The sequence below is a fragment of the [Mycobacterium] fortunisiensis genome, from assembly GCF_019050325.1.
Classification (GTDB): Bacteria; Actinomycetota; Actinomycetes; order Mycobacteriales; family Mycobacteriaceae; genus Mycobacterium; species Mycobacterium fortunisiensis.
Map to the genome: position 1 here is coordinate 17,686 of NZ_VOMB01000024.1, position 22,904 is coordinate 40,589.

General features: G+C 67.6%; 19 protein-coding genes. 9 read left to right on the forward strand and 10 right to left on the reverse strand.

Annotated features, from left to right (window positions below; translation table 11 throughout):
- Positions 1-98 precede the first annotated feature (98 nt).
- The 4 genes from FR943_RS22320 to arr all read right to left on the reverse strand — a co-directional run bounded on the left by FR943_RS22320 (position 99) and on the right by arr (position 2,938).
- On the reverse strand, positions 99-497 hold the full coding sequence (locus FR943_RS22320) for a type II toxin-antitoxin system VapC family toxin (RefSeq protein ID WP_217160465.1): 399 nt from the start codon (positions 495-497) through the stop codon (positions 99-101).
- Complete coding sequence (locus FR943_RS22325) at positions 494-757, reverse strand: type II toxin-antitoxin system VapB family antitoxin (RefSeq protein WP_217160466.1); 264 nt, start codon at positions 755-757, stop codon at positions 494-496. The genes FR943_RS22320 and FR943_RS22325 overlap by 4 nt, the downstream gene beginning before the upstream one ends.
- Before the next feature lie 31 nt (positions 758-788).
- Positions 789-2,243 (reverse strand): SDR family NAD(P)-dependent oxidoreductase, encoded by a 1,455-nt coding sequence (locus FR943_RS22330; protein WP_217160467.1) that lies wholly within the window; start codon positions 2,241-2,243, stop codon positions 789-791.
- A gap of 254 nt (positions 2,244-2,497) precedes the next feature.
- Positions 2,498-2,938 (reverse strand): NAD(+)--rifampin ADP-ribosyltransferase, encoded by a 441-nt coding sequence (gene arr / locus FR943_RS22335; RefSeq protein ID WP_217160468.1) that lies wholly within the window; start codon positions 2,936-2,938, stop codon positions 2,498-2,500.
- A 294-nt stretch (positions 2,939-3,232) separates the two neighbouring features.
- On the opposite strand from arr, the gene FR943_RS22340 reads away from it, so the two are divergent.
- From FR943_RS22340 to FR943_RS22365, 6 genes are all read left to right on the forward strand, one after another.
- Positions 3,233-4,204: an ERCC4 domain-containing protein gene (locus FR943_RS22340; RefSeq protein WP_217160469.1), complete on the forward strand. Its 972-nt coding sequence runs from the start codon at positions 3,233-3,235 to the stop codon at positions 4,202-4,204.
- Between the two features lie 97 nt (positions 4,205-4,301).
- A complete protein-coding gene (locus FR943_RS22345; RefSeq protein ID WP_217160470.1) occupies positions 4,302-5,351 on the forward strand; it encodes an ABC transporter permease in 1,050 nt (349 codons plus the stop codon).
- Between the two features lies 1 nt (position 5,352).
- Positions 5,353-6,360, forward strand: coding sequence for an ABC transporter ATP-binding protein (locus FR943_RS22350; protein WP_217160471.1), 1,008 nt, complete (start codon positions 5,353-5,355; stop codon positions 6,358-6,360).
- A gap of 126 nt (positions 6,361-6,486) precedes the next feature.
- On the forward strand, positions 6,487-8,037 hold the full coding sequence (locus FR943_RS22355) for a serine/threonine-protein kinase (protein WP_217160628.1): 1,551 nt from the start codon (positions 6,487-6,489) through the stop codon (positions 8,035-8,037).
- A 127-nt stretch (positions 8,038-8,164) separates the two neighbouring features.
- Positions 8,165-8,929, forward strand: coding sequence for a class I SAM-dependent methyltransferase (locus tag FR943_RS22360; protein ID WP_372448223.1), 765 nt, complete (start codon positions 8,165-8,167; stop codon positions 8,927-8,929).
- 19 nt (positions 8,930-8,948) lie between these two features.
- Positions 8,949-9,839 (forward strand): cyclopropane mycolic acid synthase family methyltransferase, encoded by an 891-nt coding sequence (locus tag FR943_RS22365; RefSeq protein WP_217160472.1) that lies wholly within the window; start codon positions 8,949-8,951, stop codon positions 9,837-9,839.
- On the opposite strand, the gene FR943_RS22370 is transcribed toward FR943_RS22365, so the two are convergent.
- A complete protein-coding gene (locus FR943_RS22370) occupies positions 9,833-11,080 on the reverse strand; it encodes a KasA/KasB family beta-ketoacyl-ACP synthase (RefSeq protein WP_217160473.1) in 1,248 nt (415 codons plus the stop codon). The genes FR943_RS22365 and FR943_RS22370 overlap by 7 nt on opposite strands.
- 104 nt (positions 11,081-11,184) lie before the next feature.
- On the opposite strand from FR943_RS22370, the gene FR943_RS22375 reads away from it, so the two are divergent.
- A complete protein-coding gene (locus FR943_RS22375; RefSeq protein ID WP_217160474.1) occupies positions 11,185-12,033 on the forward strand; it encodes an NYN domain-containing protein in 849 nt (282 codons plus the stop codon).
- Here FR943_RS22375 and FR943_RS22380 read toward each other — a convergent pair.
- Entirely contained in the window at positions 12,030-13,061 is a 1,032-nt protein-coding gene (locus FR943_RS22380) for a patatin-like phospholipase family protein (protein WP_217160475.1), read from the reverse strand. The genes FR943_RS22375 and FR943_RS22380 overlap by 4 nt on opposite strands.
- 89 nt (positions 13,062-13,150) lie before the next feature.
- Here FR943_RS22380 and FR943_RS22385 point away from each other — a divergent pair, with 89 nt between their 5' ends.
- Positions 13,151-14,326, forward strand: a complete 1,176-nt coding sequence (locus FR943_RS22385; protein ID WP_217160476.1) for an FAD-binding domain — start codon at positions 13,151-13,153, stop codon at positions 14,324-14,326.
- Here FR943_RS22385 and FR943_RS22390 read toward each other — a convergent pair.
- The 3 genes from FR943_RS22390 to stpK7 form a co-directional block, all read right to left on the reverse strand.
- Positions 14,311-15,663: a cytochrome P450 gene (locus tag FR943_RS22390; RefSeq protein WP_217160477.1), complete on the reverse strand. Its 1,353-nt coding sequence runs from the start codon at positions 15,661-15,663 to the stop codon at positions 14,311-14,313. The genes FR943_RS22385 and FR943_RS22390 overlap by 16 nt on opposite strands.
- 78 nt (positions 15,664-15,741) lie before the next feature.
- On the reverse strand, positions 15,742-15,954 hold the full coding sequence (locus FR943_RS22395; protein ID WP_217160478.1) for a hypothetical protein: 213 nt from the start codon (positions 15,952-15,954) through the stop codon (positions 15,742-15,744).
- Between the two features lie 290 nt (positions 15,955-16,244).
- Positions 16,245-18,047: a serine/threonine protein kinase StpK7 gene (stpK7, locus tag FR943_RS22400; RefSeq protein WP_217160479.1), complete on the reverse strand. Its 1,803-nt coding sequence runs from the start codon at positions 18,045-18,047 to the stop codon at positions 16,245-16,247.
- 211 nt (positions 18,048-18,258) lie between these two features.
- On the opposite strand from stpK7, the gene FR943_RS22405 reads away from it, so the two are divergent.
- Complete coding sequence (locus tag FR943_RS22405) at positions 18,259-20,634, forward strand: lysylphosphatidylglycerol synthase transmembrane domain-containing protein (protein WP_217160480.1); 2,376 nt, start codon at positions 18,259-18,261, stop codon at positions 20,632-20,634.
- A 381-nt stretch (positions 20,635-21,015) separates the two neighbouring features.
- On the opposite strand, the gene FR943_RS22410 is transcribed toward FR943_RS22405, so the two are convergent.
- The gene (locus FR943_RS22410) at positions 21,016-22,779 is read right to left on the reverse strand and encodes a molybdopterin-dependent oxidoreductase (RefSeq protein ID WP_217160481.1); all 1,764 of its coding nucleotides are present in this window, start codon (positions 22,777-22,779) and stop codon (positions 21,016-21,018) included.
- Positions 22,780-22,904: the final 125 nt, after the last annotated feature.

The following is a 22,904-nucleotide window of genomic DNA, read 5'->3' on the forward strand; positions in this document are numbered from 1 at the left end:
CAGGGTTTCCGGGTGATCTCGCCGTTCTGGCTGGAAAGCCTGCACGCTCGTCACAGCGTCGGCAACAGGACATCGACCACCGCGCGAGGATGAGTCGGTCAGCGGAGTTCCACTGCACTGATGTCGGTGTGCGAGAAGTCATCACCGACAAACAAGAGCGGTTCGCCGGCCACATCGGCCAGGGCGTACGAGTAGCAGTCGCCGAGATTCAGTCCGGCTGAATGTCCACTGCCCCTTCCGAACTCACGGTAGGCGCGCGCCGCACTGGCAGCTTGTTCGGCATCGAAGGACACCGTCTTGATTCCCAGTTGATCGATAAGACGCTCGACACGCCGGAAGTCTTCAGGTGCGAGCCGCCGGACGAGTACGGCCGCGACCTCGACGAGGGTCGCGGCGGAAATCTTCGGATCGGGCGCGTCCATCAGGGCAGCGACCAGTCGGTCGCGTTCTGGCTCATTGAGCGCGATCGCAATGACCGCCGACGTATCGACGATCACACGGGTAACCCGTGATCGTCGTACAACTCGTTCTGCTCCGCACGGATCTGCCGCTTCTGCCGGGCAGTCATCGACTGATCCAAGTCGGCAAGCAACCGGTTCACCCGGGCGCGCCGGGCATCGCGACTGCGACCGCGCTCGAGCTCGGCAAGCTTGTCGCGCACCGCTTCCTCGACAGCACTGGTCTGGCTGAGCCCAGTACGGCGCGCAAGGTCACGCACCAGCGCAACCGTCCGCTCGTTCTTGATATTGAGACTCATGGTAGAAGTCTACCTACTAAGGGTAGACTTATCACCAACTGGCCGGCGAGTAATCCTTCACGAAACACCCATACAGATCCTCGCCCAGCTCCCCGCGCACGATCGGGTCATACACGCGCGCAGCACCATCCACCAGATCCAGCGGCGCGTGGAAACCTTCCTCGGCCAGCCGTAGCTTCGTCGGGTGCGGACGCTCGTCGGTGATCCAGCCGGTATCGACGGCGGTCATCAAGATGCCGTCCTGCTCCAGCATCTCCCCAGAACTGGTGCGGGTCAGCATGTTCAGCGCGGCCTTGGCCATGTTGGTGTGCGGGTGCCCGGGTCCCTTGTAGCCGCGGCTGAACTGGCCTTCCATCGCCGACACGTTCACCACGTACTTGCGTCGGGCGGGTGAGGCGGCCAGCGCCGGGCGCAGCCGGCTCACCAGGATGAACGGCGCGGTCTGGTTGCACAGCTGCACTTCGAGCAGCTCCATCGCGTCGACCTCGTGCACGCGTTGGGTCCAACTGTTGACCGACGCGGTATCGGGCAGCAGCCCACCGGCGTCGATGGCAGTCCCGGCGGCGATCCGCTCCGGCGAGGCGCTGCGGGCGGTCAGGGCCAGTTCGGTGACCGGAGGGCAGGAGCGAAGCGACCCGGGAATTGATGGAGCATGTGGCGCCGGGTGCTCGCCGAGACTCCCGGCCAGGGCACGCGGATGCGCGTCACTGACATGGTCGAAGGTGACCACGTCCACCAAGGCCGGCGGCGGGGTTTGCTCGGCCTCGACCAGCGCGGCATACGAACCCGGCGGGCGGCGCACCGTCTGCGCGGCGTTGTTGATCAGGATGTCCAGCGGCCCCTGCGCGGCCACCTCGTCGGCCAGCGCGACCACCTGGGCCGGGTCACGCAGGTCGATCCCCACCACCCGCAGCCGGTGCAACCAGTCGGCACTGTCCTCCATCGCGGCGAAGCGGCGCACCGCGTCGTGGGGAAAGCGGGTGGTGATCGTGGTGTGCGCGCCGTCGCGCAACAACCGCAGCGCGATGTACATGCCGATCTTGGCCCGCCCGCCGGTGAGCAGAGCCCTACGCCCGGTGAGGTCGGTGCGAGCATCGCGCTTGGCCCGGTTGACCGCGGCGCAATCCGGACACAGCTGGTGGTAGAAGGCGTCGACCACGGTGTGATGGTTCTTGCAGATGTAGCAGGCCCGCGAGCGCAGCAGCGTGCCCGCACTGGCCCCGACCGCGGTAGACACCAGCGGCAGACCCTGGGTCTCGTCGTCGATCCGTCCCGGCGCCCCTGTGGCGGTGGCGGCGATGACGGCGCGGTCAGCGGCCGCCACCCGATCGCGTGCGGCGGCCCGGCGAACCTTCTTCAGCGCCTTGAACATCTTGGCGGTGGCCTGGCGCACAGCAACGGCATCGGGATGGTCGGGAGGCAGCTTGTGCACCTCGGACAGCACCCGCAGGCACGTGCTGAGCTGGTCGGGGTCGATCGCGTTCACGATGGAAGGGTACGGCCGGTGGGCACAAATCCCCGTATCGAGCGAACTGACCTGGCACGCACGCCGGGCTGTGGGTAGCGGCTGCGGCGCTGTGGCGAGCGTGCAGGGTTTCCGGGTGATATCGCAATTCTGGCCTGGAAAAGCTGCACGTTCGTCACAGTGTCCCGAAGAAGACTTGCGACCTGAGCCGCCGGCCAAACGCGGAGGCCGGTGACAGAGCGGAGGCCGGTGACAGAGCGGAGGCCGGTGACAGATCAGTCGTAGATGACGTCCAGCCCTCGCCGCCGAAGGTCAGCCAGACCATCGCGCATGCCTTGCAGCTGCTCGGGTGAATGCCCCACCCAGTCGGTGATCTCCCCGACGATTTTCACCGGCTCACGGGTTCGGTAGGAGTGGGTCGGGTTGCCGGGCAGCTTCTTGTCGGTGACATTCGGGTCGTCTTCCAGCGCACCTTCGGGTTCGACGATGTAGATGCGGCCCCGCCCCTCGCCGGCGGCCATCTCGGCTCCCCACACCGCGGCATCCAAGGTGCGGGTGACGTACACGTGGTTCATGATCCGTCCGGCTTGGTAATTCGACTCCCGCCCCGGCACCAAGTGATCCCCTATCGCCAGGTCGGCCTTGGTGCCGTGCAGCAGCGCACCGGAGGAGTGCACCTCAAACGGTTTCGGCGTACCAGTCACAACATCCCCCATCTCGTCACGGATCGACAGATTCTGCAGCAGGTCAGGGGCCTTGCCGCAAGCCCCACCCCGAGCCGTATGGTGAGAGTGGGAACGGATTCGGCGAGATCGGCTTGCTTCATGCCGCGTGCGGTGCGCGCGCCGAACGGACCAGCGCGCCGACGTCACCCATCGTCTTGATCTGCATTCTCGGCGCCTCCTTGTAGCCGTTCGGCAACATTCGTAGAAGACGTCGTTCGACCACTTTCCACATCCTCGCGTGTGGCGAAGTTACCGATACCCGCGCGACGCCCGCAGAATCGTGGTGTGGCGGAGTTACTCATCGCGCTGAACCCAGCCGAGGATTCCCGGTTGGGCTATCTGCTGCGGATTCCTCAGACCGGCGGCGACCTGCTGTTTCGCACCTCGGACACCTGGCCGCGGGTCAAGGCGCTGTATTGCCACCCGGTCAGCCTCGAGGAGTGGCCGAGCGAACCCGAGATCGTCGAACGCCTGCCACTGCGGTCCTGCCAACGTCGAGGTGCGTCGATCGACGTGATTGTGCACCGAGGCAGAGAAAACCGCTCCCAGCTGGTGTTCACCACCGCCCGCGGCCGTGATGCGGTGTTCTGGCAGTCACCCCGCACCCGCAAACAGGCCCGCCCGAATGTCCGCACCCCGACGGCGCGGGCCCAGGGCATCGAGGAGTTGCAGATCCTCGTCGACAGCCACGAGCGCTACGCCTATCGATTCGGCGCGCAGCAAGCCACCACCGTGGCCAAGGCGCTGCCGTGCGGCGATTACGGCGTGGCGGTCGACGGACGGCTGGTCGCCGGTGTCGAGCGCAAATCCCTGGCCGATCTGGTGTCCAGCCTGATCAAAGGCCGGCTGCGGTACCAGATTGCCGATCTGGCCGCGCTGCCGCGGGCGGCCGTCGTCGTCGAGGAGCGCTATTCGCAACTGTTCAAACTCGACCGCGTCCGGCCCGCGGTGGTCGCCGACGGACTGGCCGAGTTGCAGGTCCGCTGGCCCAACGTGCCGATCGTGTTTTGCGAGACCCGCCCGCTCGCCGAGGAGTGGACGTATCGCTTCCTCGCCGCCGCGCACACCTGGGCGATCACTGAACCTGCTGCACTCCAACGTATTTCAGGTGTGACGATAGACATCGCCGCGCCGGCTGAGACGACCGGACCGAGCACCGCCGAGGTACGCGCCTGGGCCCGCGAAGCCGGCCTGGAGGTTCCCGACCGTGGGCGTTTACGCCCCGAGATCTGGCAGGCCTGGCAGGACGCCCATTGACCTGACCTGACGAGCCCTTCCCACATCAATCGCCTCAACAACCAACATCAGCAACATCCTTCTCGGTAACGTCGGAAGAGATGCGGACGGCACCAACGTGTTGATCGCGGCATTACGCGATCTGCAGTGGCGGCAACGGCGGTTCATGATCGCCGTGGTCGGCACCGGCCTGGTCTTTGCCATGACGCTGGTGCTCACCGGCCTGGCATATGGCTTCCGGGTGGAAGCCGAACGCAGTGTCGACGCGCTCGGCCTGGACAACTTCATGATCAAGGAAGGTGCGGCCGGACCGTTCCTGGGCTCAGCGCCATTGCCGCCCACCGAGGTTCAGCGCGCCGCCCGCCTACCGGGCGTGCAGACCGCCGTCCCGATGGTCTACGGCTCCTCGACGATCCCCAACAACGGGACCCCACGCAACGTCAACGTGTTCGGGGTGCCGGACCGGGGGCCGGGCACGCCGACCATCAAAGAAGGCCGCGCTGCACAGGCCCCCAACGAAGTCGCGGTCTCCACCACCATGCACCGCCCGATCGGCGCCGACATCGACGTGGGCGCAGACAAGCTCCGCGTCGTCGGCCTGGTCGACGATTCCACCGCGCTGGCCGGCCAGGACAACATCTACCTGACAGTGCCCGGCGCGCAACAACTCCTGTTCTCCGGCCAGCGGCTGATCTCCTCGGTCGGCATCGTCGGCACCCCTGGCGCCGCTCCCCCGGGCTTCCGCATCGTCGACCGGGCCGGCGCCATCGACGACATGGTCCGCCCGCTGCGCGGCGCCAACCAGGCGATGAGCCTGATGGCCGGGCTGTTGTGGGCGGTCGCGGCGTTGATCGTCGGCTCGGTGATCTACCTGTCGGCCCTGGAACGCACCCGCGACTTCGCCGTGTTCAAGGCCGTCGGCGTGGCCACCCGCTCGATCATGGCCGGGCTGGCCATGCAGGCGGTGCTGGTGGCCCTGCTGGCCGCCCTGCTCGGCGCCGGGCTGTCGCTGGTGCTCGGGCCGCCGTTCCCGATGCGCTGCGACGTGCCGACCGCGGCGTTCGTGGCCCTGCCGATCGTCGCGGTGGGCATCGGCCTGCTGGCCAGCGTGGCCGGGCTGCGCCGGGCCGTCACCGTCGACCCCGCCCTGGCGTTCCGAGGTCCCTGACATGGCCGATCTGCTCGTCAAAGACCTCGTCGTGGAGTACTCCAGCGGCGGCTACGCGGTACGCCCGATCGACGGGCTCGACCTGGAAGTCCCGGCCGGCTCACTGGCAATCCTGTTGGGCCCCAGCGGTTGCGGCAAGACCACCCTGTTGTCGTGCCTGGGCGGGATCCTGAAACCCACGGCCGGGCGCATCGAGTTCGGCGACATCGACGTCGCCACCCTGACCAAGGGCACCCTCTCGGACTATCGTCGCGACACCGTCGGGATCGTGTTCCAGGCCTTCAACCTGGTGCCCAGCCTGACCGCGCTGGAGAACGTGATGGTGCCGCTGCGCGCCGCTGGCTACAGCCGCTACGGCGCCCGCGAACGCGCCATGGAACTGCTGACCCGGGTCGGGCTCGCCGACCGGGTGCAGCACCGGCCCGGCAACCTCAGCGGCGGCCAACAACAGCGCGTCGCGGTCGCCCGCGCCATCGCCCTGGACCCGCCGCTGATCTTGGCCGACGAACCCACCGCCCACCTGGACTTCATCCAGGTCGAAGAGGTGCTGCGGCTCATCCGTGAACTGGCCAGCGAAGACCGCGTCGTCGTGGTGGCCACCCACGACACCCGCATCCTGCCGCTCGCCGACAAGGTGGTCGAACTCATCCCGCACGTCGCCGTGGAGCACGAAACCTCCGAGGCGGTCACCTTGGAGGCCGGTGAGGTGCTGTTCTCCCAGGGCGAGATGGGTGACCTGATCTACATCCTGACCGCCGGCGAGGTGGAGATTGTTCGCGAATTATCCAGCGGCGGTGAGGAAGTCATCACCGTCCTGGCGCCCGGCGAATACTTCGGCGAGATGGGGCCGCTGTTCAGCCTGCCGCGGTCGGCCACCGCGCGCGCCAAAACCGACTCGATGGTGGTCGGCTACACCGTGCAGGCATTCCGGGAACTGCTCGGCCCCACCGGGTCCCGTCATCTCATCGGCCAGTCCGAAACTGAGAACGACGCTCCGGACGACGAGTAAACTTCACTCCGCAGCACACCACCCGCTTCCTGGTGCCAGTGTGACCAATGAGGCGTGAACCCCAGTTGTCGGTGGCTCCCGCTACGTTGGCCTGTTCGCTTTCGAGGAGGCCCACAAATGGTTGAGATCAGCTCGCGCACCGGCACCCGGTTCGGCAGGTACGAGCTCACCGCACTGCTGGGTCGCGGCGGCATGGGCGAGGTCTACGAGGCCGTCGACCTGGACAAGGACCGGACCGTCGCGGTGAAGATCCTGCGCGAGGAATACGCGCAGGACGCACAGTTCCGCGCCCGTTTCCTGCGCGAGTCGCACGCGGCCGCCGGCCTGCAGGAACCGCACGTCGTACCGATCCACGACTGGGGCGAGATCGACGGAAACCTGTTCATCGACATGCGTCTGGTCCGCGGGCAGACCCTGCACGAACTGCTCGGCAACGGCCCGCTCGACCCGCAGCGCGCGGTGTCGATCGTCGAGCAGATCGCGGCCGCACTCGACGCGGCGCACGCGCAAGGGCTCGTCCATCGCGACGTCAAGCCGCAGAACATCGTGGTGACAGCGGCGGACTTCGCCTACCTGCTGGACTTCGGGATCGCCCAGTCCCAAGGCGATCCGAGCCTCACCCAGGCCGGCATGCAGATCGGCTCGCTCGGCTACATCGCCCCGGAACGCTTCGGCGACGCGCCGTGCACACCCGCGGCCGACATCTACTCCCTGGCCTGCGTGCTCTACGAGGCCCTGACCGCAGCGCCGCCGTTCCCCGTCAACAGCTATGAGCGGCTGATCTCGGCCCACTTGTCCACGCCGCCACCCCATCCGAGTACGGCCCGACCGCAACTGTCGCCGGCCCTCGACGACGTCATCGCCCGCGGCATGGCCAAGCAACCCGGGGACCGCTACCGCAGCGCCACCGAGTTGGCATCGGCAGCCCGACGTGCGCTGAACCCGACTGCCGTGCAGATCGCTGCCAGTGCCGAAACTCAACTGGCACCGCAATTTTCACCACCGGTATTCGCCTCGGCACAGACTCCGCCACCGCCCGCGCAATCCCGCCCGTCACTGGTGCCGATCGCCGTCGTCGGCGTGGTGTCGGCACTGTTGCTCGGTGCGGTCGGGCTGGTCATCGGTCTGCTGCTGCAACAGAACTCGGCCCGGCCCGGCGACTCGCCACCCACCTCCACGGCGGCACCGGTCACCGTCGCCGCCCCGACCGTGTACAAGACGGTCTCGGCGCCACCGACTGCGATACCACCCAAGCCGCCCACCCCCACCCACACGCCGACGGCCCAGCCCGAATCCGTCGACTCCAGCCTGGCCCAACTGCGCCAGCTCGCCGGCGCCGACCATGCCGTCGTCAGTGCCGAGGGCGCCGATCGGTGGGTGCCGCAACTGAGTTCCAAGCGGCTGGGGATGGTCGCCGAAGGCGTGGTGTGGGACAACGCGAGGACCTTGCAGGAGCACCTGCAACTGCGTCGGGACTACGGGGCCAAGCTGCTGTGGTCGGGCGACTGGTCGACGTTCGACGCCGCCAACTTCTGGGTGACCATCGCACCGATCTCCTTCGACGCCGCCAGCGGCGCGTTGGGCTGGTGCCGCCTCTCCGAGTTCGATCGAGATCATTGCTACGCCAAGCTCATCAGCACCACGCACGGCGTGCCCGGCAGCACGGCGTTCAACTGAGCCCATTGCAGCGAGTTCGGTAAACCGCTGTCACGAACAATTTCAGCGGAGTAACGTCGCAAAACGGCGTATGAAGAAAGCGGTGCGCCAGGTCAGCTACCGAATCCACAGCTGTACGGAGCGGATAGTGGCAGAAACCAAGCACCACGAAACGACCGCAACAACCTTCATCGGCGCGCGTCCCGGCGAACGACAGGGTTCGACGGCAGACGAAGTTCGCTCGCATTACGACCTGTCCAACGAGTTCTTCCGGCTCTGGCAGGACCCCACCCAGACCTACAGCTGCGCCTACTTCGAGCGTGACGACATGACGCTGGAACAGGCCCAGATGGCGAAAATCGATCTGGCACTGGGCAAGCTCCGGCTGCAACCGGGCATGACGCTGCTCGACATCGGCTGCGGCTGGGGCTCGACCATCCTGCGGGCCGTCGACAAGTACGACGTCAACGTCATCGGCCTGACCTTGTCGCACAACCAACTGGCCCACATCGAAGGGCGGTTCGCCGAGTCCGACAGCCCCCGGCACAAAGAGGTGCGCCTGCAGGCCTGGGAGGATTTCGACGAGCCGGTGGACCGGGTCGTCTCGATCGGGGCATTCGAGCACTTCGGCTTCGAGAAGTACCCCGACTACTTCAAGAAAACCTATGCGCTGCTGCCCGACGACGGCGTCATGCTGCTGCACACCATCGTCTCCACCAGCAAGGAAGAGGTCGCCGAGCTGGGTCTGCCGACCACCATGTCGCTGATGCGCTTCTTCCGGTTCATCGTCACCGAGATCTATCCCGGCGGCCGGATCCCGCTCATCGCGATGGTGCGGGACCACGCGACCGAGGCCGACCTGTTCCGCGACGGCTACACCGACGTTTGCCAATTCACCTGCGAAAAAACGTAACACCGGGAGGTTGCTGCGCATGGCCGACGGTATGGCGGGGACGGTCCAGATGCGGCCGTACTTCGAAGATGTTCAAGCCCACTACGACCTGTCCGACGACTTCTTCGGGCTCTTTCAGGACCCGTCACGGACCTATAGCTGCGCGTACTACACGCACACCGACATGACGCTGGAAGAAGCCCAGATGGCCAAGATCGACCTGGCGCTGGACAAACTCGGGCTGCAACCGGGAATGACGCTGCTGGACGTCGGCTGCGGCTGGGGTGCGCTGATGAAACGCGCACTGGAGCGTTACGACGTCAACGTCATCGGACTGACCCTGAGCCGCAACCAACACGCCTACTGCCAAAGCCTTTTGGACCAGGTCGACACCGACCGCTCCCACCAGGTCTGCCTACAGGGCTGGGAACAGTTCGACCAGCCGGTGGACCGCATCGTCAGCATCGAGGCATTCGAGGCCTTCGGAAAGTCCCGCTACGGCGCCTTTTTCGACACCACCCACCGCGTACTGCCGGACGACGGGCGGATGGTCATCGAGACGATCTTCACCCACCCGATCAACTACTGGCGGGAGCACGGCATCCCGATCACGCTGAGCGACATGAAGTTCACCCGCTTCATCTACAAGGAGATCTTCCCGGGCGGGCAGCTGCCGTCGGACGAGGACATGCATGACTTCTCCACGGCGGCAGGGTTTTCCGACGAGGATCCACAGCTGATGAACGAGCACTACGTGCGGACCCTGGACACCTGGGCGGCGAATCTGATCGCGCATCGCGCCGAGGCGATCGCCACCACCTCCGAGCAGGTCTACGACCGCTACCTGCGCTACATCACCGGCTGTGCCGACTTCTTCCGCCGCGGCCTCTCGGAGGTCGGCCAGTTCAGCTTCACCAAACCACCTCAGTAGGCACCGAAGGCCAAGGCGACGTTGTGGCCGCCGAAGCCGAAGGAATTGCTGACCGCGTACCGGTAAGTGCCGCGCCGGGGCTGATCGGCCACCACATCCAGGTTCAGCTGCGGATCATGGTTCTTCAGGTTGAGGGTGGGCGGGATGACTCCGTCGCGCAGGGCCTGCACGGTCAGCACCGCCTCCACCGCCCCCGCCGACCCCAGCGAGTGCCCCAGCGCCCCCTTCGACGCATACACCGCGGGCTGGTGGCGCCCCAACGCCCGGTGGATGGCCCGCGCCTCGGCCGCGTCGCCGCACTCGGTGCCGGTGGCGTGGGCGTTCACGTGGTCGATGTCCTCGGGGGCCAGGCCGGCCAGCTCAATGGCCCGGCTGATGGCGTCACCGGCCCGCATACCGGTCGGGTCGGGCTGGATCGGGTCATAGCAGTCGGCGGTGCTGCCGCAGCCCATCAGCCGGGCCAGGATCGGGGCCCCGCGGGCCTTGGCGTGCTCCTCGGTTTCGATCAGCATCAGGGCGCCGGCCTCGCTGAACACCATGCCGTCGCGGTCCTTGGCGAACGGACGGCACGCCGCCTCCGGGTCCTCGTTGTAGGCCGACATCATGCCCAGCCGGTGGAAAGCCGCGATCGGCACCGCCTCGATGCAGGTCTCGACGCCGCCGCAGATCGCGATGTCGGCGTCCCCGAGGATGACGTGCCGCCAGGCCTGCGCGAGCGCCGCCGCGCCTGAGGCATCGGCCATCGACGGCGAGATCATCCCGGCCCTGGCGCCGCGCTGCAGCCCGACCGCCACCGCCGGCGCATTCGGCATGTACTTCTGGATCGCCGTCGGCGGAACAGCCCGCAGGCCCTTCTCCTTCCAGGTGTCGTACTGCAGGATCAGATCCTCGGTGGTGGCCAGGGCCTGGCTGATCGAGACCAGCAGCCGCCGGGTGTCGACCTCGGGCGCACCGGCACTGTCCCAGAGCCGTTGACCCAGCACCGTGGACATCTGCCCCATGTACGAAAGCCTGCGCCGCTCAACCCGACTCACGCTGTCCTCGAAGTTCTCGGTCAGCTGCCCGGCGATGCGCACCGGGAAGTCGAACTCCTCGACGAACGGCTTCTCCAAGGCGCGGATACCGCTTCGACCCTCCAACAGCAGCGCCCAGGTGTCCTCGGCATCGGGCGCAAGGGAAGTCGTCGACGCGATCGCGGTGACGACCACATCGGCGAATCGACCTGCAGCCTTCGCGCGCATGTGCGGTATTCCCGATTCTCCTGAGCGAGCGGACCCATCCAGAAAGTAATTCCCACTTTAGAACCGCATATACACATGCAGGTGGCATTTGCCAGACTGTGACCATGACCGAACCCGCCACCCGCGTCGCGGTCTACCTCGACTTCGACAACATCGTCATTTCCCGCTACGACCAGGTGAACGGACGCAACTCCTTTCAGAAAGACAAGGCCAAGGGCCTGGACCCCGGCAAGCTGGCCCAGGCCACCGTCGACGTCGCCGCGATCCTGGACTTCGCCTCCTCCTTCGGCACCTTGGTGCTCACCCGCGCGTACGCGGATTGGTCGTCGGACGTCAACGCCGGCTACCGCGAGCAACTCGTCGGCCGGGCTGTGGACCTGGTGCAACTGTTCCCGACCGCCGCATACAGCAAGAACGGCGCCGACATCCGGCTGGCCGTCGACGCGGTCGAGGACATGTTCCGGCTGCCCGACCTCACCCACGTCGTGATCGTCGCCGGCGATTCGGACTACATCCCGCTGGCGCAGCGCTGTAAACGGCTGGGCCGCTACGTCGTCGGCATCGGCGTGGCCGGCGCCTCCAGCCGGATGCTGGCCGCCGCGTGCGACGAGTTCGTGGTCTACGACGCACTGCCCGGCATCCCCACCCCCACCCCGCAGGACGCCGCCGCACAGCCGAAACGCTCACGCAAGAAGGAAGAACCCGACCCACAGCAGCAGGCCACCGCGCTGCTCACCCGCGCCCTGCAGATCGGCCTGGAGAAGGACGACGTCGAGTGGCTGCACAACTCGGCAGTCAAGGCGCAGATGAAACGGATGGATCCGTCGTTCAGCGAGAAGTCGTTGGGGTTCAAGTCGTTCAGTGACTTCCTGCGGTCCCGCTCCGATGCCGTCGAACTGGACGAGAGCTCGACGACGCGGATGGTGAAGCTACGCGACGGCGGACCCGCCTAACCCCGAACCCGATGGGCCCGCCGGAACCGGTCCAGATAGCCGAACCAGTCCCAGCTGCCCAGGAACTCCGTCGTCGCCGCGTACCCCTTCGCGTAGAGCGCCTCGGCCTCGTTGCGGCTGATATCGAAATCCAGCACCCCGACATCGGTCGAATCCACCTGGATCGCGCGCACCTTCACCCACGGCTGACTCAGATGGGCCTGGTCGTGGCCGACGAGCATCGTGGTGATGAGGCTCTCCAGGAACGTCGGTGTGGCACAACCGAGCAGCCCCAGCCCGGGGATGAGCTGCTGCGCCGACGGCGCGGGCAGATACGGCACCACCGCCACCCCGAACGTCGGCCAGCGCGGCTCGGCACCATCGGGTCGGTCGAACGAATCGATCGGGAAATTCGACAGCACCCCACCGTCGACCAGCGTGCATGGTTGCCCCGCAACGGTTTCCAGGGTCACCGGTTGGAACAGGAACGGAATGGCCATCGAGGCCCGCACCGCGTCGGCGACAAGCTGCTCATCCGGGTCCAGCCCATAGACCCGCCGGTAATCCCACGGTAGCCGCACCAGCTGCCCGGTGGTCAGATCGGCCACGGTGACCACCAGCCGGTAGCGCCGCTCGGGCAGCAAGTTCTTGTCGTCGATGGCCAGATCACCAAAAGTCTTGACGCCCAGGTTCTTCAGCTCGCTGCGAATCCAGTCGTAGGCGAAATCACCACGATAGATCCCGGTTTCCCGCAGCAGCCCCCAGGCCGTGCCGAGCACCGGGATGCTCTGGATCGGCCCGCTGTCCCGGAATTTGCGGTACGGCACGCTCAACGCCAGCTCGCGCAGCTCGTCACTGGACAGCTCACCCTGCTGGGTCGCGGCGGCCACCACCGCGCCGACGAGTGAACCCGCCGAGGTGCCCGAAATCCGCTCCAGGTCGTAGCCCGCGTCCTTGAGTGCGACGACGGCGCCCACCAGGCCGATGCCCTTGACGCCGCCGCCGGAAAGCACGAGGTCGGCACGCTGCGGGGCACGTTTGACAGCCATGACCCCAGCTTGGCACGCCAGGGTGACACCCGACGGGACATCGCTGGGTTACCGCAGCGCCGGGCCCGACTGCGTAGCATCGAATTGTCATGCGCATCGCGATCAGTGGGGCGGGCGTCGCCGGGGCGGCGCTCGCGCACTGGCTGCACCGCACCGGCCACACACCGATCCTGATCGAACGGGCACCGGCCTTTCGCACCGGCGGCTACATGATCGACTTCTGGGGCATCGGCTATCGGGTGGCCCGCAAGATGGGCATCGAACCGGAGCTCCGCGCCGCGGGCTATGACGTGCAGGCGGTGCGTTCGCTGGGCGCCGACGGCGCCACCCGCGCCGAACTGCGCGTCGACGTGTTCCGGCGGATGATCGGCAACGACTTCACCAGCCTGCCCCGCGGCGACCTCGCCGCCGCCATCTACCGCACCGTCGAAGACGACGTGGCCACCGTGTTCGGCGACAGCATCACCGACATCGACCAGCGCCCCGACGGGGTGCACCTGAGCTTCGAGCACCGTCCGGCCACCGATGTCGACCTGGTGATCGGCGCCGACGGCCTGCACTCCACGGTGCGCCGCCTGGTGTTCGGGCCCGAGGAGCAGTTCGAGCATTACCTGGGCTGCAAGGTCGCGGCCTGCGTGGTCGACGGCTGCCGGCCCGGCGCCAGCTCCGACGCCTACCTGACCTACAGCGTCCCGGGCCGCCAAATCGGGCAGTTCACCCTGCGCGGTGAGCGCACCATGTTCCTGTTCGTGTTCCGGGACGATCACGACGACTGCGGACGCACCCCAAAAGAACAGTTGCACAAGCACTTCGACGACGCCGGTTGGGACTGCCGGGAGATCCTGGCCGCCGTCGACGACGTGGCGGACCTCTACTTCGATGTGGTCAGCCAGATCCGGATGGACCGCTGGTCAGATGATCGGGTATTGCTGATCGGCGATGCGGCGGGCTGCATCTCGCTGCTCGGCGGTGAGGGCACCGGCCTGGCCATCACCGAGGCCTACGCATTGGCCGGGGAACTCGCACTGGCCGATGGCGACCACCGCCGCGCCTTCACCAGCTACGAAGCCCGGCTGCGGCCGTTCATCGAGGGCAAGCAGGCCGGCGCCGAACGGATGCTCGGCTTCTTCGCCACCCGAACCCGGTTCGGGCTGTGGTTCCGCGATGTGGCGCTGCGGGCGATGAACCTGGGACGCCCGATCGCCGGCCTGTTCGCCGGCACCGTGCGCGACGATGTCGACCTGCCCGATTACCGGATCGGTTGACGCCGGGCCGACTCCGCCCGGGGCTGCACCTCGAAGCGTTCCCGCCGAGTCCGCACGCAGATCCGGGCCCCGCGGTGCGGCACCAGCGTGACATGCTTTACCCGCTGCCGTTCGTCGGCCGCGGTGGTGGTGAAAAGATCTACCCGGCAGAGGATTTCGCGCAGCACCGTCCGCAGCTCGACCATCGCGAACGTCGCCCCCAGACACCGCCGGTTGCCACCGCCGAACGGGAACCACGTGGTGGGCCCCAGCGTCGCGGTGAGCATCCGGTCCGGGTCGAAGCGGTCGGCGTCGAGGTAGACGTCGGAGCGGGCGTGCACCAGCCCGATGCCCGGGGCCACCATCACCCCGGCCGGCAACCGATACCCGGCGATCTCGACCGGCTGCGTCAGCACCCGGCCCACGTCGAACACCACCGGCCGGACCCGCAGGGCCTCCTTGGCCACCGCGTCCAGGTAGTCGTCGTCGCCGCTGCGGGCCGCGTGCACGGCCTTGTCCAGCACCGCGGGGTGCCGGGTCAACCGCTCCAGCGTCCAGGACAGCGCGGTCGCGGTGGTCTCGTGCCCGGCGACCAGCAGCGTCATCAGCTGATCGCGCAGCTCCCGGTCGGTCATCGGGTGCCCCTCGGCGGTCCGCACCAACATGGCCAGCACATCGGTGCGACGCTCCAGCTGCGGATCGGCCCGACGATCGGCGATCTCGGCGTACAGCAGCCGATCGGCCTCCTCGATGCGATGTTCCAGGGCCCGCCACGGGCGCCGGCGCAGCAAGCCCGGGCTGGCCAGCGCCAACGACTCCCAGGCCCCCACGCTGAGCAGCCGCGGCATGACGGCGCGCAGCGCGGCCAGCCGGGCCGGGTCCGACGCCCCGATCACGGTGCGCAGGATGACCTCCAGGGTGATCTCGGCCATCTTCGGGGCCACCGGGAACTCCGCGCCCACCGGCCAGCCCGCGATGTTCGCCGCGGCGATCTCGCGCATCACCTCCACCTGGTGAGCCACCGCGTCACGGTGAAACGGCGGCAGCATCTGACGGCGACGCTCACGGTGGGCATCCTCGTCGATCACCAGCACCGAGGTGTCGCCCAGCAGGCTGCTGAGCATCGAATTCGCTTCCCCGGCATGGAATATCGCCGGATCTCCGGCGAATACCACCTTGATGTCGTCCGGGTCGGCCAGATAGACCAGGGTGCCCATCTCGGCGACCCGCAAGGTGAACACGTCGCCGTAGCGGCGGCGACAGGCCGAGACGAACCGCGGCCAGTACCGCAGCATCAAGGCTGCCTGCACCGAGCGGGGCAACCGCGGCCCCGGTGGGAGTGCCGCGTCGGCGTCCATACCTGCACCCTACGAGCCCCGGCCACCCGGCAAAAGGCCCGGACGCCGGCTGCGTCCGGGCCTTGCCCTCCCCCAGGCCTACTTGGCGTGGTTGCGCTGGTGACGGTGATGGGTGGCCGAGCCGGGCTGCGGGAAGTTGTGCTGGTGCGGGAAGGCCTGATGCGCGCCCACCGACGGGCCGGCATCGGCGGCCGAGGGCTCGGCGTGGGCGGTGGCGGCACCCAGGGCGATCAGGGCGGGGGCGGCGGCGAGGACGAAACCGGCGGCGATGCGGCGGGCGATGGTGTCCATGTCGACTCCTTTGTCGGATAAGGCTTTTCGTATTTCTTCCGGGGTGTTCCGGCGTTGAAATAAGAATGCGCCGCATCCGGGCGCGGCTGTATCGACCGACCGGCCCCTGGACCGGAGGAATCGCATGTCCCCCGATCGGGGGAACGGCGTCGGGTGGCTGCGAACGGGCTGCTGCCGGCGCGCCGGTTTCTACCGCAGGGCTGCGCCCCGAGCCGATCTACCGCCCAGGGGTGAAAAACGGCGAGGCACGCCACCCGATGCAGGCGGCGGTGACCTGCGCGAACGCCGGGCTAGCGGAACGCCCCGTTGATCACGGGCTGGTTGATCATGCCCTTCTCCACACCCCACATGGTGGCGATGGTGCGGTACTCCCCGGAGTCCATCACGTGCTCCAGCGCCAACCGCAGCGACTCGGCCAAACCCGAGCCCTTGGCCACCGGCCACCCGTAGGGCGCGGCGTCGAACACCTCACCGGCTGGTTCCAGCGCCCCGCCGCTGAGCTTGATCGCGAACCCGGCCACCGGGGAATCGGCGGTCATGGCATCGATCTCGCCGGCGACCAAGGCCGCCGTCACCTCGTCCTGATGGGTGCGCACCACTTCCTCGACCGGCGGCAGCCCGGCGGCCACACAGGCATCGGATTTGGCCGGGATCTCCGCGGTGTCCTGAATCGTGCCGTGCGCCACGCCAACTCGCAGGCCGCACGCCGAACCCGGATCGGCCGAGCTCCCGGTGCGCCGCGCCCACATGGTGCCGGCCTGGAAATAGGTGACGAAGTCGGCCCGCTCTTCGCGTTCGGCGGTATCGGTGATCGAAGACATGCCGACGTTGAAGCTGCCATCGGCCACCGACGGCAGGATCGCGTCGAAACCGGTCTCGCGGAACTCGGGCGCCAACCCCATGGTGCGGGCCACCGCCTTCATCAGATCGACATCGAACCCGACGATCTCGCCGCTGGAGTTCTTGAACTCGTTGGGCGCGTACGGAACGTTCACGCCGATCACCAGGCGACCTGACTCACGGACCTCGGCCGGCACCGTCGCCGCGACATCGTCCACTGCGCCCGTCGGCGCCGGCGCCGGCCCGGTGGTCGAGGCCGAATCGGCCAGGCTGGGCCCGGGCACAGACCCGCCGCCGGCACGCAGCTGCCACAATCCCACCGCGCCCAGCGCCGCCACCAGAACCGTCGCCCCGGCGATCGCGGCCAGCTTCTTGGACACCCGCCGGGTCGGTACCCGCTGCGCCGAGTGCCGCCCCGAACGGCCCGTCACGCGCACCGGGACGGCGAGCGCGGCCCGGGCCGCGGCGGCCAGCTCCCCGGCGTTCTGATACCGCTTCGACGGCTTCTTGGCCATACCTTTGGCGATCACCTCGTCGAAGGCGGCCAACCGCGGGTCCTTGTCCGACGCCCGCGGCGCCGGGGACACCATGTGCCCGGCGATCTGCTGCTCGAGACTGTCGGCGGGATAGGGCCGTTCGCCGGTGAGGCATTCGTAGAGCACGCAGGCCAGCGCGTAGACATCCGAGCGCGGATCGACCTTGCCGCCGTCGAACCGCTCCGGGGCCATGTAAGCCAACGTGCCCAGGGTGCTGCCCGCAGTCGTCATGCCGGCGTCCCCCGCGGTGCGGGCCAGCCCGAAATCGATGAGGTAGACGAAGTCATTGTCGGCGATCAGGATGTTGGACGGCTTGACGTCGCGGTGGATCAACCCGGCCCGGTGTGCGCTGTCCAGCGCCTCGGCCACCTGGCCGATCATCCCCACCACGAACTCCGGGTCCAACGGCTTGCCGGTCTTGGTGAGCATGGCGCCCAGGTTGCGGCCCTCGATCAACCGCATGTCCAGATACAGCCGGCCGTCGATCTCGCCGTAGCCGTGGATCGGCACCACATGCGGGTTGCTCACCCCGGCAGCGGCGTGCGACTCCCGGCGGAACCGTTCCTGGAAGGTGGTATCTGCGGCCAGGTGCGGGGGCAGCACCTTGAGCGCGACGATCCGGTCGGTGTCGGCGTCATAGGCCTGATAGACCTCGCCCATCCCGCCGCGGCCGATCAGTTTCTGCAGCTGATAGTGGCCGAAGGGTGTCGCATCCACCGTTGACTCCTCGGGGACGGCCTATCCGGCGTCGGCAGTTCGCTCGAAGTTACCTCACATCGATTGCCGTTGTCGGCCCAGATCACACCCCGCCGTGACAGGTGGGACCGATGTGAATTCGTAACGGTCCAGATTGCCACCAATGGCCGAACTCGGCATCCGGTACGGCTACCTTTGTCCCGAACTCAGGACACGCGGAGAAAGGGGGAGCATGCGCGTTGACGGACGGGACATCACCGTCACCGGCAGCCTGCTGCAACCTCCGACCCGCCGCACCAACGACATCCTGCGCCTGACGCTGGCCGCGATCTTCCTGGCCACCGTCATCACCAGCTCGCTGATCACCCGCTACGAATGGGTGGCGCTGGAGAAATCGATCTCCGAGATCGTCGGCGTGCTCACGCCGACCCAGTCCAACCTGGTGTACCTGGCCTACGGCATCGCGATCCTGGCGCTGCCGTTCGTCATCCTGGTCAGCCTGATCCTGGGCCGGCAGTGGAAACTGCTCGGCGCATACGCGGCCGCGGCCCTGATCACCATGCTGTCGCTGTCGATCACCGCCAACGGCATCGCCGCCCCCCGATGGCATTTCGACCTGACCGACCGGCTCGACTCCCAGCTGTCGCAGTTCCTCGACGACCCGCGCTGGATCGGCATGCTGGCCGCGGTGCTCACCGTGTCCGGGCCGTGGCTGTCACGCCGGCTGCGGCGCTGGTGGTGGACGCTGCTGCTGGCCTTCGTGCCGATCCACCTGGTGGTCAGCGCCGTGGTGCCGGCCCGCTCACTGCTGGGTCTGTCCGCGGGCTGGTTCGTCGGGGCCCTGGTGGTCTGGATCGTCGGCACCCCGGCCCTGGAGGTCCCGCTCGACGGCGCGGTGCGCGCCCTGGCCCGGCGCGGCTTCGTCGTCTCCGCGTTCACCGTCGTACGCCCGGCCGGCACCGGGCCCCTTATGCTCGACGCGGCCTCCCAGGACCCCGACTCCAGCGCCGTCATCGAGCTCTACGGACCCAACCAGCGCAGCGGCGGCGCGGTCCGGCAGGTATGGCGCAAGCTGCGGCTGCGCTCCAACGAGACCGCACCCCTGCAGACCTCGATGCGCCGCGCGGTCGAGCACCGGGCGTTGATGGCCATCGCGATCGGCGACCTCGGCCTGGCCAGCACCTCCACCATGTCGGTGGCCGCACTGGACCGCGGCTGGACCCTGTACGCGCACAACCGCAAACGCGGTGTCCCGCTCGACCAGTGCACCGACGAGATCACCGTCGGCCGGGCGTGGAGCGCACTGCGCACCCTGCACGACCACCAGATCTCCCACGGCGACCTGCGCAGCAAGGAGATCACCGTCGACGACGGCGCGGTGCTGTTCGGCGGCTTCGGCAGCGCCGAATACGGGGCCACCGACGCCCAACTGCAGTCCGACATCGCCCAGCTGCTCGTCACCACCACGGCGCTCTACGACCCGCCCTCGGCGGTGTCCGCGGCCATCGAGACTTTCGGCCGCGACGCCGTGCTCACCGCGTCGCGCCGGCTGACCAAGGCCGCGGTGCCGCGCCGGGTGCGCGACGCCATCCCCGACGCCAAAGCCGTGATGACCGCCGCCCGCGACGAGGTGAAACACCAGACCGGCGCCGACCAGATCCAGGCCGAGACCATCACCCGGTTCACCCGCAACCAGGTGATCCAGCTGGTGCTGATGGTGGCCCTGGTCTATGTGGCGTACCCGTTCATCAGCACGGTGCCGACGTTCTTCTCCGAGCTGCGCACCATGGACGGGTCGTGGGCCCTGCTCGGGCTGGCCGTCTCGGCGCTGACCTACGTGGGCGCCGCGGCCGCGCTGTGGGCCTGTGCCGACGGGCTGGTGAGCTTCCGCAACCTGTCGATCATGCAGGTGGCCAACACGTTTGCCGCCACCACCACGCCCGCCGGTGTCGGCGGCCTGGCCCTGAGCACCCGATTCCTGCAAAAGGGCGGGCTGTCCACGGCGCGCGCCACCGCGGCGGTGGCACTGCAGCAGTCGGTGCAGGTGATCGTGCACGTGCTGTTGCTGATCCTGTTCAGCACCCTGGCCGGCGCCTCGGCCGACCTGGGCCACTTCGTACCGAGCGCCACGATCCTCTACCTGATCGCCGGTCTCGCCCTCGGCCTCGTCGGCGCCTTCCTCGCGGTGCCCAAACTGCGCCGTTGGCTGGCCTCCTCGCTGCGGCCCAAGCTCAAGGAAGTCACCGACGACCTGATCAAGCTGGCCCGCGAACCCCAACGCCTGGCGCTGATCGTGCTGGGCGCGGCCGGAACCACCCTCGGTGCGGCGCTGGCACTGTGGGCCAGTGTCGAGGCGTTCGGCGGCACCACGTCATTCGTCACCGTCACGGTGGTCACCATGGTCGGCGGCACCCTGGCCTCGGCCGCCCCCACCCCCGGCGGTGTCGGCGCCGTGGAAGCCGCATTGATCGGTGGTCTGGCCGCCTTCGGTGTGCCCGCCGCGATCGGCGTGCCGGCGGTGCTGCTCTACCGGGTGCTGACCTGCTGGCTGCCGGTGTTCGTCGGCTGGCCGGTGATGCGCTGGCTGACCAAGAACGAGATGATCTGACGCGCTTGCTGTTGTGGGCGCGGCGGTGTGTCGGTGTGTCGGCGCCGGCGAGCACATGCCGATCTGCCCGGCTATCAGCGACAATCGAGCGACAATCGCCACATGAATAACGGGGGCCCCTTGTGCCACGAGCCCATTCTGTACTTGCGTCACGTAGACGCTATTTCGCCTCGTCTGTCACAGATTTCGGGTTGTCCAGCTATCAGCGACAGAGTCGCTCATAGGCGGGCACTGGACAGCTGAGCCTGGCGAGACCAGTGGTGTAGGAGTGACAAAAACGCTCAGCGACAATGGGTTTGACGAGACAGGAGCTACCGGTGTTGCGATTGTCGCGGAAAAGTCGCTGACAGGTGGGCACATCGACTATTCGTCCGAGCCGCCCTAGATCGGCATCCGGTAACCGAAGTATTCGTGATCCTCGTTGTAGCCGCCGTGCCCCCAGCCCACGGTCCGGAAATCGGCCACGAACTCGATCGCCTCGATCCACTTGACCTGCTTGAAGCCCAGCTCCAGCTCATTGCGCAAACGCAATGGCGCACCGTGGGTTTCGCTGAGCGGCGCACCGTTCATCTCGTAGGCCAACAGCGCCAGGGGCTCGCGCATGTGCTCGATGCGGTGGCAGTCGTAGTAGCGACCGTGGCCGGGCTCGGCCCCGTCGGCGAACGAGTAGAACACCACCCAGCGCGCCTCGGGTAGCGGACGCACCAGCGCCAGGATGTCGGCCATCGCGACCCCGCCCCACTTGGCCACCCCCGACCAGCCCTGAATGCAGTAATGCTGGGTGATCTGTTCATGTTTAGGCATCCCCAGCAGCTCGGCATAGGACAGTTCGGCCGGATCGGCCACCAGCCCACCCACGCGCAGCCGGAACTCCGCCCAGTTCCCGCGCTGCAGCCGGCGGTACTGCTCGGAGTCGGGCCCGCGGCCGTTGGCCCACAGGAACGGCGAGATGTCCTTCTCCCGGTACGTCGCCCGCGGATGCACCCGCTCCATCCACGCCTTGGCCCACCCCACGGTGAACCGGCCGACGCTCTGCACCAGCCGCGGATACCGGATGGTCAGCGGCGACGCCGCCAGCCACAGCCCGGCCACCACCGCCACGGCGACTCCTAATATGGCCAGCGCCCAATAGGATTGGCCGTCACTACCGAGTGTGATGTGGTTGAGATTATCCAGTGCCCCGGTGCTCATCACCATCGTGACGTGGATCGCGATGAAACCGACCATCCACAGCCAGACGATGAAGTGCACCGTGCGGGCCACCTGGCGGTTCAGCGGCCCACGGCCGGTGCCAAAACGCGCCGCCACCGCCGGCGCCTGCAGCAGACCGGTGACGAACGCCAGCGGCGCGGCGACGAACACGGTGAGGAAGTACGCCAGCACCTGCAGACCGTTGTAGACGGTGAAACCGTGATTGACCGGGAAGTCCAGCGAGGCGTACTGCACCGCGGCCGACAGCGCGTTGGGGAACACATCCCACGATTGCGGCACGATCCGCTGCCACTGTCCGGTGCTGAACAACAGCACATAGAACACCGCGCCGTTGACCAACCACAGCAGATCGAAGCCGAAATGCCACCACCGGGCCAGCCCGATGGAATGGCGGAAACCGGGTATCCCCAACCACTTCGGCAACGTCACCGCGTCATCCTTGGAAGTCCACACCCGCGCCGGCTCGGCCTTGTCCATCCGATCGGCGGGCACCTCGCCGCGCATCCGCATCCACTCCGTCCCGGGCCGGCAACCCGCATTCAGATACAGCCGCGGATGATCGGCCAGGATCTGCAATCCCGACCGCAGGATGAACATCATGAAGATGATGTTGAAGAAGTGCTGCCAGCGCAGCCAGGCGGGGAAACCGTCGGTCACCGCAGGTGCGTAGCTGGTGGAGGTGCCCGGATAGCGAGTGAGGAAGTCCTGCATCCAGCCGTACTGACGCAGTTGCTGGGCCACCGCGACGACGAGCAGCAACCCCAGCAGCATGACCGGCACCAGCCACAGCGCACTGACCCAGCGTCGGCCGAACCGGACCGCGGGGAACCGGGCCGGGACCACGGGGATACCACCGGCGAACTCGGCCACATCCACGCGTTCCTGCAGCGCGGACCGGCGTCGGTGGTCGTCCAACAACATCTGCGACCGCATCACCCGCCACCTCCCATACTTATAGGTACGGTGTGATTTCAGGCTAGCCCCGTGACCTTACGGTTGCCTGTGGCGAACCTGGACGCGCCCCGCACGGGCGGCGGAGACCAGGCGCCGCCACCGAT